The sequence below is a fragment of the Cytophagales bacterium genome, from assembly GCA_019456305.1.
Lineage (GTDB): Bacteria > Bacteroidota > Bacteroidia > Cytophagales > VRUD01 > VRUD01.
On the sequence record VRUD01000009.1, the window covers coordinates 40,906 to 56,188 of the forward strand.

The window sequence follows — 15,283 nt, forward strand, 5'->3', positions numbered from 1 at the left end:
GATAAGCAATTTGTTTTGCATTATTTAATGATAATTAATCAACAACTACACTCCCTCATAAATATCTTTCAGAGCTAATTTAACTGAGAGTTTACTTAATACTATTGTATCGTTTAGCGAACTGTATGTATTTAGCATCCACATTTGGCCTTTACCCCTTGTATAACATTCAACGAGATATTCTTTTTGAGAGACCATGATATAATATTGCAAAGATTTGATATTGCGATACTTTACAAATTTAAAACCCCTGTCTTGATCTTCGGTGCTTTTTGATAAGACTTCAATAATGAGAAATGGGTATTTGATTATATATTCATCATTGTCTCTATTGTCACATGTAACTATTACATCAGGATAAGGATAATATTTATCCTTTAGGGCTTCTATTTTAACGTCTTCCATATATACATTGCATTTTTTTCCTTTAAGGGCATTTTTTAAAGCTAGGATACAATTAATTGCAATTGAATTATGCTTTTTAGTTTCGCCCGCCATAGCAAACATTTCTCCCTGATAATATTCATGCCTGATCTCTGAATTTTTCTCAAGCTCAAAATATTCTTCAACAGACATCTTTTTTTTTATTGCTTCTTCCATTGTTTTTATTTTTCCGAAAGATAATAAAAAATAGAAAATTAAACTTTAATTTGGTCATTTTTTATTAACTTTTTTTATAAATTTGTATTATGACAATACATAAAGAGGGCTACAAGTTGCTGATCATATTTTTCATAATATTGGTGGTAATAAACCTGATCGTCTATTTATTCGTTCCTGAGGATCCTGCAAAACCCGGAATGGTTAAGTTTCTTCGAATTGCAACTACTTCCATCAGTGTTATACTTTACGTGCTGCTTCTGAACTTTTTCAGGAACCCGAAAATTGAAATTATACTAAATCCCAATCATGTGCTTGCTCCAGCAGATGGAAAGGTTGTGGCTATTGGAGAGGTTAACGAAACAGAGTATTTTAATAAAACTCGCAGACAAATTTCCATCTTCATGTCACCGCTCAATGTGCATATCAACAGAAACCCGGTTTCCGGGACTATCAAATATTTTAAATACCATCCGGGCAACTATTTGGTCGCCTGGCATCCTAAGTCAAGCGCCAAAAATGAACGAACCACGGTTGTTTATGAAACAGAGAATAAACATCAAATTTTAGTAAGACAAATTGCTGGCGCTGTGGCAAGGAGGATATCGTGTTATGTAAAACAGGGTGATGTGGTTAAGCAGGGAGATGAGCTGGGGTTTATAAAGTTTGGTTCGCGTCTGGATGTGTTGCTGCCGCTTGATGCCAAATTAAATATTAAAATTGGTGATAAAACTGTGGGGGGAGAGACGGTTATTGCTGAGTTGTAGTGCATATGTGGTTGAGTCTTGCTTTATCACCTATTTTCCCTTTCATAAATTAATATTTTTTTCAATAATGACCCCTAATTGCACCAAATAATATTTATCCACTTCACCAAAATCATCCAGCTTATCACTATCAATGTCCAGGATAAGCGTCACTTCCTCATTTTTAAATACCGGCACAACGATTTCAGACCTGGTTTCACTGCTGCAGGCGATATGCCCCGAAAATTTATTTACATCCGGCACAATAATAGTTTCTTTTTGTGAATAACAAGCTCCACATACGCCTTTATTAAAAGGGATACGCGTACATGCCACAGGACCCTGAAAAGGACCTAACACCAGACCCGATTCCTTTACAAAATAAAACCCAACCCAGAAAAAATCCATCCCATACTTCAGCGCTGCTACAATGTTTGAAAGGTTGGCGATCAAATCGGCCTCGTTTTCTAACAAAGATGAGATTTGAATTAATAAGGATCTGTATTTTTCTTTTTTGTTTTTTATGGCGGCTGTTTCTTCCATCATAAACTATTTTTAATAACTTTGAAACCTTGTAAAAATAATTGCTGCTTGTCAAAACTACTTAATTTAATGGACATAACTTCTAAATTGTTTAAAATATTGAAATTTCGACCTGTCTGCCGACAGGCAGGTACAATAAATGATGCAACTCATCCCGAGTACTCGGGATTAATAATTATTTTCATCCTGATATTTCAACAAGGTTATAATATTTCAGCAAAAACTGTATATGATACCATTGCGGCAGATACAACTTCTGTATTGAATGGTACTTTACAACTGGCAAATCATTACTTCCACCTTGCCGACTCTTTCCACCAGGTTGCAAGCTATGACAGTTCCAGCTCCTATTACCAAAAGGCAGGTACTATTTTCCTAAAACTTGCACAACTTCAAGAGTCGCCCCGATCCCGAGTACTCCCCCATAGGATCGTGACTGGCGTGACAGGCGAGATACGGGACAGGCCAGACGACTATCTGATATTATGGGAAAAATATATTGAATGCCATAATCAGCTTGCCTGGAATTTAGCTATGTATCAGGCTAAATTTGAAAAGGCAATCACTGTTCTAAACAATATTCTATCATTAGGCATTAAAAAATTAGGTGAAAATCATTATAAAATTGGTGACGTCTATGAAAAATTAGGAATAATCTATGCAAGAAACGGTGATTATCAAAATGCGTTAGAAAATTTTGAGCAATCTCTATTAATATTTTTACAAACCTTTGAAGCCGATCATTCCAAATTAGCCTCATGTTACAGCAACCTGGGAAATATTTATTATCTTAAAAGTGATTATCAGAAAGCTTTAAAATATCATGAGCAATCACTGTCGCTTTATTTAAAAAATTTTGGCAGGAAACACTCCAATGTAGCTAAATGCTATAATAACATTGCAAATATTTACGGGGCTATGGGCGATTTTTACACAGCATTGGAATACTGTCAACAATCCTTAAGGATAAAATTATCAGCCATAGACAAATCCGTCTTAGAAGGAAAAACCCATAGTTCACTACATCTTGATTTAGCCTCAAGCTATAATAACCTCGGGAATATACTTGCCGACATAGGAGAAATTAACGAAGCAGTAAAAAATTATCAACGAAGTATTAAAATACATACAAAATTTCTTGGAGAAAAGCATCCATCAGTTGGTTATCCCAATTTTAACCTTGGCATGTTATATAAGGAAAATGGGAATTACGAAAAAGCGCTTCATTACCACAAAAAATCTTTAACAATAGATCTTTATAACTTTGGCAGCGAGCATTTTTATGTAGCATGGGATAGAATTTACATTGCAGATGTATATGTTAAAATGAATAAATTCGATGATGGATACGAGTTATTAAAAAATGCTTTACCAATATTACTTAAAAATATCGGCTCTTACCACCCTTTGGTTGCCAGGAGGCATTTGATATTGGCCAGCCTGTTTTTTAAAAAAAATGATATTGGTAATGCCTTATATTATTACCAGAAAGCTATACAATCTTTGGTGAAAGGATTTTCTGCTGTTAGCATTTATGTAAATCCTGTCTTGCCCACTATTTATGAAGTAAAAGAGGGGAAAGGTACGGTAAATTCTATGCCTGACTTATTGGAAGCATTGGAGAAAAAGGCAGAGGGTTTTTATGTGAAATGGGAGACCCGGAAGAAGTAGTGTTAAATTGCATAAATAATCTATATAATTGAATTTAAGTCCAAAGTCCCAAATTCCAAGTAAAAAGTAAAAAGTAAAAAGTAAAAAGTAAAAAGTAAAAATATGGAGGCAGTTTTTTCATTTTACTTTTTACTTTTTACTTTTTACTTGGAATTTGGGACTTGTGACTTTTTCCCGCCTCAAAACCTGTTTGCAAATCTATAGAAAACTTACGCAACTAAACACTAGGGGGGCTAATCACACCGGCACCAGCACTTTCAAAGACTTCGGCACTATGCTCACAACCAACTCCTTCCCCATCTCAACCGGTTCGCCATCCAGATGAACTGTGTCTGGTTGTTCTCTTTTTATAGTTACCCCTTTAGCTCTGAACATCTCAAAATATTTAAAATTATAGATGGTATGGCTAAATATCCTGTAAACAAATTCAACAATCCTGCTTTTAGGAAAGGGCTTCAAAATACAAACATCTACCAGGCCGTCTTTTATATCTGCCTCAGGAGATAAATAAATATTATTACCGTATTGTTTTCCATTGGCAAGACTGATCAAGATGGCTTTCCTTTTAAAATATTTTTTACCCTTTGGAATAACTTTGCTTCCTCCTCCCGAGTAATCGAGATGGGGTATTTCACAGGGTGAATCTATCTCTATTTCATAATTTTGCGGTTTATATTTAAAAAACTCAGATAATACAATGTCAAAATACGCTTTGAATCCCCTTTTTTTTCCTTCTGCATACAATCTGGCAACGTAAGCATCAAGACCAGTACCGGCAGTATTAAAAAAAGGATTTCCATTTATAGTACACGAATCAATTAGTGAGACACGGCAATTATCAAGTAAACTGACAGCCTTATTTATCTTTAAAGGTATTTTCAATTCCCTTGCAAGTCCATTGCCTGAACCCTTTGGAATAATGCCCAATTTTATATCAGTATTAACCAATTCCTTTGCAATCTCATTCACCGTTCCATCTCCTCCCACAGCTACAACTATATTAACGCCATTATTTTTTGCTTCTTTTGCTATTGTAGTAGCATGTCCCGGCTTTTCAGTGACCAGGATTTCCGCGCCGCTATTCCTTGACGAATCAGTGAACCGGTGAACCGGTGAACCGGTGAATTGCCTACCCCGTCCGAAGGACCGGGGCTTCGCTTTTCTTCTCTCCGTTTCTCCGATTCCCCGTTTCTCCGGTTCAGAGGGGCTTGGAGTGGTTTTAAAGGCACCCTCTATCAACTGCGGGATATTTTTTTTTGATTTTGTTCCTGACAGTGGATTTATTACGAAAATAATTTTACTTTTGTTCAAAATATATTTAACCTAAAAATCTAAATTAAAAAAAACAACTTAAATTGTAAGCATTATTAACATCATGCATCAAATTATCAGTTACTGGATGCTGGTTACTGGGTGCTGGTTGACCCTATTATTATTAATTTTTTACTTTTACGGCAACTAAATTAAGGAAGTATCATAACATTTACATTCACCCCGTTAGATATTTTTATACTATCAGGTAAATGTTTATAAATGTTGCATTATATGTTACTTGTTTGTTGCTTTTATTGATTATATCTAACGGGGTCAACTTTTCTTTCTTTTTAATTTAGATTTTTAGGTTTAATTTTGTATCAGAATTTCAAAGTTTTTAAAGATCTGTTTATGAATTTATCTTTCTTGCTTTTAATAATCAGGTTCTGGGCACTGGGTTCTGGGTTATTAGTAATTCTTCCTGACAGTAGTTACTCTACCAGCACCCAGTACCCAGTAACTTTATATCATTTTTACTTTGCTCAATTTTTAGTAATTTTATTTTTTAATCAACTTACCAAGTTATATTCTTAAAATGAGCATACAATTATTTTTCAAAAATATTTATTTTGCTCAACGAGGCGACAGGATAATCTTTTTTCTGCAACGGTGCAAATTTTTGTTGATATTATTGCACTTCCTCTGTTTGCCATTCCGGGCTACATCCCAAATTGGAGCGTCTTTTGACGAATCCATAGTTTATACAATATGCGAAGATAACATTGGCAACCTGTGGATTGGCACTTATGGTTTAGGCATTTACATTTATGATGGCAAGAAGCTCATAAATATTTCAGAAGAAGAAGGCATGAATAGCGATTTGGTGTATTCCATCCTTGAAGATCGCTCAGGTGATTTATGGATTGGTACATCAGGAGCCGGGGTATCGCGATTGCAGCTTGATAAACAAAGTCTTAAACAATCATCCTTTAAATTTACCCATTTCACTAAAAAGATTAGCCTGATCAGCAACGAAATATACACGATCATTCAGGATAAAAATGGTTTGCTTTGGTTAGGTACAAATGATGCCGGAGCCACGCTGTTTGACCCTAAACTTGTTGGCAGGACAGACCAGGATATCAACCCATTTATGCACATCACAGAAGGCCGGGGGCTGAATCATTACAGCGTTCAGGCAATCCGGGAAGACAAAAACGGAAAGCTCTGGTTAGGTACCCGGGGAGGTGGGATAAGCAGGCTTGACCCCGAACAAAATTTAGCTGATAAAAATGTACCTTTAAAATTTACCTACTTCACCACTGAAAACGGATTATCACATAATGAAATATCTGCAATTATAGAAGACAATTCAGGCAATTTATGGTTTTGTACAGGGGGTGGCGGAATAACTATGCTTCCTGCAGACCAGATCAATGATACATTGCCTGAATTTGTCTATCTTACTACCCAAAAAACCTGTCCTGAAGGTAGAAACTGTATTAAAAAATTAAGCAATAAAAAGATATTTTCAATATTGCAGGATTCAAAAGGAAACTTCTGGATTGGCACGGATGGCAGCGGCATTTCACGATTAAAGCCTGACTTGCTCACGCTAAAGCAGGGAAAACTGGATGGATCGAAATTTACACATTTTACTACCGAAGACGGATTGAGCCATAATATTATTACGTCAATATTTGAAGATAGATCCGGAATTATATGGATCGGTACCGAAGGTGGTGGGATAAACCGGTTTGACGGCAAAAATTTCACCCATTTTACTGAAAAATGGGTGAAAACTGAGAGGAAAAGGAAAGAAGAAGAAGCAAAGCGAATAAAAAAAGAAGCTGAAGCCAGGGTGAAAGCCAACGAAGATAGCTTAATAAATGTATCTAAAGCCGAAAAACTGGCCGAAGAAAAAAGATTGAAAGAAGAAGCTGAAGCCAAAGCTAAAGCTGAAGCAGAGAAATTGAAAAAAGAGGCTGAAAGGAAAAAATTGTTAGCAGAATATAAAGAAAATTTAGATTTTGCAGACATGGCACGCATGGAAGAACGACCGGATTGGGCTGACGCCTCCCTTGTTTATAAAGAAACAAAAGCCGAAGCTGTATGGCTGAAAAAAGAAGTCGAAAGAGAGAAGAAAATTCTTAAAAATATAACAACGATCACTGAAGCTGATAAAGAGCTTTTGGTATTTGTCGCTGAGAGTGAAAACTTTGAAAGAAAATCAAAAGGCGGTTCATTCGACCTTGAATATGAAACCCTCCAGCAACAAGTTGAATCTAAAGAAAATGTATTATCAGGAGAAAGCCAAATAAGTAAAAAGGCTAAAGAAGAAGAAAAAAGGGCTATATTAAATCAACAAGCAATAAAAGAGCACCTCAAGATCATCATTATTGAGATGGCAGAAACAGAACGAGCTGAAAAAATAGCCAGTTTAAAGCTCCAGGCAGGCAAAAATATACCCAAAGATCAGTTTACCCCTAAAATAATTGAAAAATCAGAGCAAGGCACCTTTAAAACGATTAAATATATCATCATACAATACCCTGCAAAGCAAATTGTATTTCAGCAGATCAGCTACATTTGGGGTGTTGTTTCTTATTATAAAAATGAAAAGGAAATTGATGAAAAAATTTATTTGAGTGAGATTGAAAAATATAAAGATAAATAACGAAAAAAGAAAAATTTCTCTACTTTTGTATCGCTCAATTGTAATGAGAATGGAACAATAAAGCAATAGTAACAATGAAACCAAAAATCATTTATCCATCATTTATTTTATTGATTGCCTACTGCCTACTGCGTACTGTCAACTGTTTTTCACAAACCTCAAACTTCATACACTACGGAGCGCCACAGGGGCTGGTACAATCTCAGGTTCAGACACTCGAACAGGATAATGATGGAAATCTCTGGATTGGCACGATGGCCGGCTTGTCAAGATACAATGGAAAAACCTTTATTTCCTATACAAGAAAAGACGGCCTGGCTGAAGATTGGATAACTGCTTCATATAAAGACAACCTGGGCAATATCTGGCTTGGGCATTGGGGTGGAGGGGTATCCAAGCTTTCCCTGAGTGAGGGTGCAGGGGCAAGTTATCATGGAAAAATAATTGAAAATATAAACTTTGAAAAATTCAGCGGCTTTAATCCAATTACCCGGATCATCCAGGATAGTAAGGGCAATTTCTGGTATGCTACTGAAGGGTCAGGTATATATAAATATGACATCCGGTCTAGTAAAGTGATCCCTATATCAACAAAGGAGGGTTTAAGAAGTGATAACGTCAGTTCAATTTGCGAGGATAATTATGGCAGGTTGTGGATCGGAACTGATAAGGGTATCACCATTTATGACACTGCCTTTGACATAAATACTACCCAGGCATATAGTTATTTAAATGATCAGAATGTATTGTCAGGCAATAAAATAACCTGTATTTCATTGTTATTGGGCAATGAGATCTGGATAGGCACCGCAGAGAATGGAATTGTAATGATAAAATCTATTCCCGGTATCCTGGATTCAGTAAAGACAAGGCATGCCTCGGCTTTACTCATTAAACAGGATCTGCTGGCCACTTTACGAAAAACTGATGGATTAGGATCTGACAAAATCCAAACCATTTACCAGGATAGGGAAAATAATATTTGGATAGGAACAAGAGATGCCGGTATCACTCAATATGTACCGGACATAAGCCCCCTTGCCTCCCGCAATGCTGGCCCGATGTCCACTGGACATCGTCCTCCCCAAAGGGGGGACTTTACCACCCCAATTGCCAAAGGCAAAAGCGATGGCAAAGTCCCCCCCTTTGGGGGGGCTGGTAGGGGGGCTTCAACCTTGTCAAAAGGCATTTTTATGACCTATAGTTTTAAAAAATTCGGTACAAAACAAGGACTGAATTATGATTTTGTTAATGATATCATACAAGACAGAGAAGGAATTCTATGGATCGGAACTGATATCGGTGTAAATCAGTTCAGAGGCGAAAGATTCCAGATATATGACGAATCAAATGGATTGATAAACGGTATCGTATGGGCAATTTTGCAGGACCGTAGAGGCAGCTTCTGGTTTGGAACCAATGGAGGCATCTCCAGGTTCATTTTTCCGATTACCCCTCATACCGATCAGTTTTCTTCTGAACCTGTCGTTACAAACTATACCATTAAGGATGGTTTAAGAAGTAATATTATATATTCGATTTTTGAAGATAAACAAGGAGCTCTGTGGTTTGGAACCCGCAATGGAGGTGTTTGTAAATTATCACCGGGAAGTTCGAAATTTGAGATATTTACTACCGGAATTGGTTTAATTAACAATACCGTTTATTCCATAAGTGATGATAAGATGGGGAATCTTTGGTTTGGTACAAGAGAAGGCGCTTTTTTGTTTGACCCGAAGACTCGTGTATTTAAAAAACCCCCGGGAGATAATGGAGTTGGAAGATACAAAGTGTATAAAATATTTAAAGATAGTAAAGACAATTTATGGTTTGGCATTTTAGGTGGGCTTTTAACAATGTATGATGGAAAACATTTTAAAAAATTCGGAAAAGATGTCGGACTAAAACATAAATTTATTCTTTGTATTACTGAAGATAAAGAAAACAATCTTTGGTTTGGCGCTTATGGTGGCGGCATATATAAATATGACGGCAAGAAGTTTACAAATTATTCTTCAAAAGATGGTATGAGCTCTGGTTCACCATTTTTTCTCACATGCGACAATAATAATAATATTTGGGTCGGGCTTAGCCAGGGAATAGATAAATTCGACCAGAAAACCAAAACCTTTAAACATTATGGAAAGCAGGAAGGATTCTTCGGGATAAAAACCGTTCAAAATGCTGTTTGTAATGACCGGCAAGGTAACATCTGGATCGGCACCATCATGGGAGTTGTTAAATACGATCCTTCAAAAGATATAGTTAATTCATTTGAACCCCTTACACATATTAATAAAATACGTATCCATTTAAAAGATGCTAAATTTCCTGCTAATGCTGTTTTCTCTTACGATCAAAATCATTTAACCTTTCACTTTATAGGCGTTAGCCTGACCAATCCTGAAAAAGTTCTCTACCAGCACAAATTAGAAGGATTTGATAAAGAATGGTCACCACATAGCAAAGAAAATTTTATAACCTATTCTAATTTACCCGGAGGCAAATATACTTTCATGGTTAAAGCCCGCAACAATGACGGGGTTTGGAATAAACAGCCAACTATGTATCAATTTACTGTTGAAAAACCCTGGTGGCAAACCTGGTGGTTCTATACATTGTGTGGTTTGTTTGTGACTGGCGGCTTTTATTCATTTGTAAAAATAAGGACTACCTCTCTACAAAAAGCAAAGCGGGTGCTGGAGAACAAAGTAAGCGAAAGAACCCAAGAACTATCAGAAGCAAACAAAAGTATAACCGACAGCATCAATTATGCGTCCCGCATACAGGACGCCATCCTGCCCGATACGGCTCAACTCCGGAAATTTTTTCCTGACTCCTTTGTATATTATAAGATAAAGGATATTGTAAGCGGAGATATTCCCTGGCTAATGCAAGCAGGTGACGATATTTATGTAACTGTTGTGGACTGTACAGGTCATGGAGTGCCGGGAGCTATGTTATCAATGATCGGGCATTTCCTGCTTAAAGAAACAATAAGCAGCAAAAATATTTTGCAGCCCTCTGAAATTTTGAACCGTATACATGATGGTGTTAACCTTACGTTGAATCAGAATATAAATACAGATTCAGAAGATGGAATGGATATAGCGCTTTGCAAGATCAATTTAAAGAACATGGAAGTAGAGTATGCAGGCGCTCATCGTCCCTTATTACACATTAGCAATGGTGTTGTATCTGAAATAAAGGGCGACCGGTTTCCCATTGGAGGAATGCAGCACGCCAGGAAAGGCCGGGAAATCATATTTACAAACCACCGTATAAAGATCAAGAAAGAAGACAGCATTTTCTTTTATTCTGACGGGCTTACAGACCAGTTTGGCGGACCTGATGATAAAAAATTCTCCCAAAGAAGGGTTAAAGATTTATTGCTTGATAATCAACATCTACCGATGCAGGAACAAAAAGAACTCCTGGAAAATACCATTGAACAATGGATGAACGGCAGTAAAGATCAAACAGATGATATTTTGCTTATTGGAATCCGCTTTTAATTGAAGATTGAAGATGGTTTTGCCACTAATTACACTAATTTTTTCAACCCTTTTTTAGTGAAAATTCGTGTAATTCGTGGTTATATTAATCAATTTTCAATTCAAAAGCCATCCTTGCCTGCACACCCTCCATCTTTTGCAGCTCTTTAAGAGATTTAACATAGGGATATAGATCGCCCAACTGTTGCTGAAGTATCCTGATGCTGGTTTCGTCTTTCAACTCACTTAACAACTGCTCAAAAAACTTTTTCTTTAAAGGTAGGTATTTGATCTTATAATCATCTTCAATATCAGCAGCTTTTGCAGCAATTTTAATCGCATCATCCAGGCCCCCAAGCACATCTACCAACCCGTTATTAAGCGCCTCAACACCAGACCATACTCTGCCTCCAGCCAGCTTTTTTAAGCTATCTACGCTAAGCCCCCTGCCTTGTGCTGCCTTTGAAGTAAAATCTTCATAAATTCTATTCACTTCTTCTTGAATTATCGCTCTTTCCAAATCTGTTACAGGCCTGGAAAATGTACCAATATCCGAGAAATCTCCTGTTTTCACCCCGTCAACCGTGATGCCTAATTTATTCTTTAAGAAATTTTTTCCATTAAACCATAACCCGAAAACCCCGATTGAACCGGTGATGGTGTTAGGCTGAGCAACAATTGTATCGCATCCCATAGAAATATAATAACCGCCAGATGCTGCAACGTCAGACATGGATGCTATGATCGGTTTTACTTTATTGGTCAAAACAACTTCTCTCCAGATAATATCAGAAGCTAATGCATCGCCTCCCGGTGAATTAACCCTTAACACTACTGCCTTAACTTTTTTATCTAACCTGGCTTTTCTGATCTCCCCTGCAATTTTCTCACTCCCGATCACATCATCATCACCTTTTCCATGCTCAATAGACCCCGAAGCAAAGATCACTGCTATTTTATTCTTAGAACTTACTACCTTGATGACTTTCTCTGCCGATTCATATTTTTTTAGTGATACAAATTTAACCTTCTCATTCTTTTCCAATCCCAGGTCTTTTTTGATATAATCTAAAACTTCATCGTAATATGCTATATCCGTGATCAAACCTAATTCCAAAGCGTCATCAGCGCTATGAATGAGCATTGCATCTGAAATATTCTCTAATGTTGACAATTTTATACTCCTGGATTCTGAAACATTCTTAAGATAATGGTCATACAAAGAGTTCAAAAATGACGTGACCTGAATTCTGTTTGCTTCGCTCATATTCTCCCGGATCAATGGCTCAACCGCACTCTTATATTCGCCTACTCTAAAAATTTCGGGCTCTATCTCAAGTTTCTCAAGTGTACCTTTTAAAAACCATAGCTCTGCATTCAACCCATTGAATTCTAATATTCCTACCGGATTCAGGAATATTTTGTCAGCAACAGATGCCAAATAATAAGCGCTCTCCGAATATACTTCGCCATAAGCTGTGATAAACTTTCCTGATGATTTAAAATCCAGCAGGGCATTCCTGATCTCCTCCAAAGAGGCAAAGCCTGCAGGCACACTTTTTAATTCTAAATAAATACCCTTTATTTTGTCATCCAATTTTGCGTTGGCCAGCGCTTCTGTTAATTCACGTAAGCCAATCCCCCCCGGAGATGATTTAAAGGGCAGATCAAGATCAGAAAAAGGATCGTCAATATCCCTTTCAACAATTGGTTTGTTCAACTTTAGCTTCAGTACTGAATTCTCAGAAATTTTCGCCTCCTTTTTTGAAGATACTATGGCGCCAATAGCAATCAAGATCAAAAAAGAAATGATGGTAAATATCAATAAACCAACAAAGGTTGCGAGGACGTATTTAAAAAATTGTTTCATTTGCGAAATAATTAGGTTGTGTTTTTAATATCAATTATCAACGGGGCAATATTACAAAATTATAATTATATTGTTTTAAATGCACCTATTTTCTGTTATTATTTTTAATTTTAGATTTATTCATTCGGAATATTTCCCGGAATTGTATTCGCTGTGTCTTTTTGTAATGCTTGTAGATTTATTCTTTTTCCTTTTGAAACGCTTCAGTATCACACTTTTAATCCAATATATTTCTTTACCCGGCTTTATTTTTAGCTCTTTGAACATGACTAATTCTATTGCCAATGCTAAAAGATAACCGATTACAATGGACGATAAAACAATACAAAGCACCCAAAAAATAGTAGTATTGATCTTTTCTATAACAAGAAATGAGAGAGATACACAACTAAAAGCCATAAAAAATCGCAGAACCATTGACATTTTAATTTCAAACGCTACAAAATGAGCTTCCATGTTTTCTGAAAACTCTTCAAACATGTCCTGTATATTTTGAAATGAAGCATACATTTCTTCCCATTGCTTATCAAGGTCTTTAAATATATCATCCGATACATAACCACTGTCGTACTGGCTGCGGGCATTGGTTAAAACGTGGTATGCTTCGCTGATTTTCTTGAATTTTTCTTCCGCTTCTTTCTTTTTGGGATGCGGCACTACATCAGGATGCCATTGTTTGGCAAGTTTATAATAGGCTTTTTTTATTTCCTGCTTACCGGCATCATGGTCTACGCCAAGTATTTCGTAATAATTTTTCATTTTTCTATTGTTATTTTCTTTTTTGCCGACTGTGGACTGCCGACTGATTAGTGGCACAGAATCCCGCACATTTCATGCCCCTGACCGTTATTTTCCATCAAAACGACCACCTTACCAGCCCTGCATTCAGTGATAGCGTAGGACGATTTTGCTTAAAAAAAGTAATAATATCAGTGGAGGAGACTGAGAGTTCATAGTTTTGGTTTTTGCCCAAAATTAAAGTAATTCCAACAGGCAGGTTTGCTCCGAAATTTCCACCCAGCATGTAGCCTGTGTATATACGCAACCCCTTGGTTAATATAAAATCGCCCCCTATTGAAAAAACAGGTTTCTGGTAATTGCCCGGCACATCATTTAAAGGAACGACCAGGTCCAGACCTATCATTGCCTTGTCTTGTAATTTATGACTAACGCCTAACCTGAATACGGCAGGCAAAACCTGTTTCTTCTTTGGCAGCGGTGATCCTACAAATATTCCGGAATCACCGGTTATTTTTTCTATTTCCGAGAAAATGTCAAAGCTGTTAAACCCATCACTTTTCAGGGTATCTAATGGGGTATCTTTTATTTCAAAAACGTTTTTTTTCCAGGTGATAAAGCCTGAATTCGATATGGCTGCTGCAAATTTGTATTTTTCTTTGAATACTAAGCTCAGTCCCAGGTCTGTTCCAAGCCCCCACCCTACGGCCTTCGGTATCCCCTTCTCCTGTATTGGAAGAGCAGCATTTCTATTGACTTCTCCATAATCTATAGGAACCCGTGGTGTAACGGCAGAATATGCCACCAATCCTCCATCTACCACGTTTATTTCAGCAATAGCAATACCTTGTAAATATTTTATGCCAATGCCGCCATAGAGAGAGAGTTCTCTGATTTCATCGTAGAATATTTTTCTGCCATAGCTGAGATTATATTCCCTGTACCAGGCGAGCGTAACCCTGGTGCCGTCAAATATTTGAGATAATAATAGCGGATTGCCTGAAACTCCCATAACCACAGAGTCTGGATTTGCTATTTGGAACCCTGCTGAATCAAACTTCTTATCAAAATAATCAGAATTATTATATTGAGCATTATAACCCCTAAAAAAGATCTCTGAAGTTAATGCATTAAACTTAGAATACCACTGAATTCGCTCACGGATCCCAAAAGCAAAACCACCCACATCAGGAGCTTCATCTTTACCAGGGATGTATAATGACAGAGCAACAGGAGCAAAGCCAATGTTTAAAGCAACTCCGGCATCTGTAAAATCCCTGCTCGCCTCTATTTTTTGCTGAGTTGTAAGCGTATCGGCATTTCTTAAGCTTTTTCTTAGTTCCTTTTTTGTAAGTGCATCAGAATGGACTGCAAAGCTCAGCTCCCCAAACCCTAATGTAAAGTGGTAGTGCTCATATTCTATACCCAGGTTGGCAGGGTTTATGCCAATAGCATGATAATCGGGCGTAAAGGTAGTGCCTATGCCTGCTCTTCCGGTTGCCGTGAAGACACTTAATTCTGACTGGGCTTTTAATTGAAAATTTATAAGGACGGTCATCAATAAAATCTTTGGAAATATATACATGCCGATTTGTTTCATTGTGAAAATAAATTTGTATGGAATTTGCAATTAAGTAAAAAAATATTGAATATTGGGCTTTAATATATAGATTAACTTTTGATATTTATA

General features: G+C 36.9%; 10 protein-coding genes. 4 read left to right on the forward strand and 6 right to left on the reverse strand.

Translation table 11 applies throughout. The annotated features are described in order from the left end of the window. Positions 1-45 precede the first annotated feature (45 nt). Entirely contained in the window at positions 46-600 is a 555-nt protein-coding gene (locus FVQ77_03250) for a Uma2 family endonuclease (GenBank protein MBW8049358.1), read from the reverse strand. Between the two features lie 89 nt (positions 601-689). On the opposite strand from FVQ77_03250, the gene FVQ77_03255 reads away from it, so the two are divergent. Then, on the forward strand, positions 690-1,367 hold the full coding sequence (locus FVQ77_03255) for a phosphatidylserine decarboxylase family protein (protein MBW8049359.1): 678 nt from the start codon (positions 690-692) through the stop codon (positions 1,365-1,367). 42 nt (positions 1,368-1,409) lie between these two features. On the opposite strand, the gene FVQ77_03260 is transcribed toward FVQ77_03255, so the two are convergent. Beyond that, positions 1,410-1,892 (reverse strand): GAF domain-containing protein, encoded by a 483-nt coding sequence (locus FVQ77_03260; GenBank protein MBW8049360.1) that lies wholly within the window; start codon positions 1,890-1,892, stop codon positions 1,410-1,412. Positions 1,893-1,958: 66 nt separating this feature from the next. Here FVQ77_03260 and FVQ77_03265 point away from each other — a divergent pair, with 66 nt between their 5' ends. Continuing rightward, positions 1,959-3,560, forward strand: a complete 1,602-nt coding sequence (locus FVQ77_03265; protein MBW8049361.1) for a tetratricopeptide repeat protein — start codon at positions 1,959-1,961, stop codon at positions 3,558-3,560. 237 nt (positions 3,561-3,797) lie between these two features. On the opposite strand, the gene FVQ77_03270 is transcribed toward FVQ77_03265, so the two are convergent. Further along, on the reverse strand, positions 3,798-4,874 hold the full coding sequence (locus tag FVQ77_03270; GenBank protein ID MBW8049362.1) for a diacylglycerol kinase family lipid kinase: 1,077 nt from the start codon (positions 4,872-4,874) through the stop codon (positions 3,798-3,800). A 535-nt stretch (positions 4,875-5,409) separates the two neighbouring features. Between FVQ77_03270 and FVQ77_03275 the strand changes: the two genes are divergently transcribed. Both FVQ77_03275 and FVQ77_03280 read left to right on the forward strand, forming a co-directional pair. After that, on the forward strand, positions 5,410-7,491 hold the full coding sequence (locus FVQ77_03275) for a hypothetical protein (GenBank protein ID MBW8049363.1): 2,082 nt from the start codon (positions 5,410-5,412) through the stop codon (positions 7,489-7,491). A gap of 74 nt (positions 7,492-7,565) precedes the next feature. After that, on the forward strand, positions 7,566-11,006 hold the full coding sequence (locus FVQ77_03280) for a SpoIIE family protein phosphatase (protein MBW8049364.1): 3,441 nt from the start codon (positions 7,566-7,568) through the stop codon (positions 11,004-11,006). An 85-nt stretch (positions 11,007-11,091) separates the two neighbouring features. Here the strand turns inward: FVQ77_03280 and sppA are convergent, their stop codons facing one another. The 3 genes from sppA to FVQ77_03295 form a co-directional block, all read right to left on the reverse strand. Beyond that, a complete protein-coding gene (sppA, locus tag FVQ77_03285; GenBank protein ID MBW8049365.1) occupies positions 11,092-12,855 on the reverse strand; it encodes a signal peptide peptidase SppA in 1,764 nt (587 codons plus the stop codon). A 120-nt stretch (positions 12,856-12,975) separates the two neighbouring features. Next, on the reverse strand, positions 12,976-13,614 hold the full coding sequence (locus FVQ77_03290; GenBank protein ID MBW8049366.1) for a DnaJ domain-containing protein: 639 nt from the start codon (positions 13,612-13,614) through the stop codon (positions 12,976-12,978). A 97-nt stretch (positions 13,615-13,711) separates the two neighbouring features. Continuing rightward, complete coding sequence (locus FVQ77_03295) at positions 13,712-15,193, reverse strand: hypothetical protein (protein ID MBW8049367.1); 1,482 nt, start codon at positions 15,191-15,193, stop codon at positions 13,712-13,714. Positions 15,194-15,283: the final 90 nt, after the last annotated feature.

Coding starts and splice junctions, on each gene's coding strand:
- FVQ77_03250 (MBW8049358.1), bottom strand. CDS start 600: ATGGAAGAAGCAATAAAAAAAAAGATGTCTGTTGAAGAATATTTTGAG.
- FVQ77_03255 (MBW8049359.1), top strand. CDS start 690: ATGACAATACATAAAGAGGGCTACAAGTTGCTGATCATATTTTTCATA.
- FVQ77_03260 (MBW8049360.1), bottom strand. CDS start 1,892: ATGATGGAAGAAACAGCCGCCATAAAAAACAAAAAAGAAAAATACAGA.
- FVQ77_03265 (MBW8049361.1), top strand. CDS start 1,959: ATGGACATAACTTCTAAATTGTTTAAAATATTGAAATTTCGACCTGTC.
- FVQ77_03275 (MBW8049363.1), top strand. CDS start 5,410: ATGAGCATACAATTATTTTTCAAAAATATTTATTTTGCTCAACGAGGC.
- FVQ77_03280 (MBW8049364.1), top strand. CDS start 7,566: ATGAAACCAAAAATCATTTATCCATCATTTATTTTATTGATTGCCTAC.
- sppA (MBW8049365.1), bottom strand. CDS start 12,855: ATGAAACAATTTTTTAAATACGTCCTCGCAACCTTTGTTGGTTTATTG.
- FVQ77_03290 (MBW8049366.1), bottom strand. CDS start 13,614: ATGAAAAATTATTACGAAATACTTGGCGTAGACCATGATGCCGGTAAG.
- FVQ77_03295 (MBW8049367.1), bottom strand. CDS start 15,193: ATGAAACAAATCGGCATGTATATATTTCCAAAGATTTTATTGATGACC.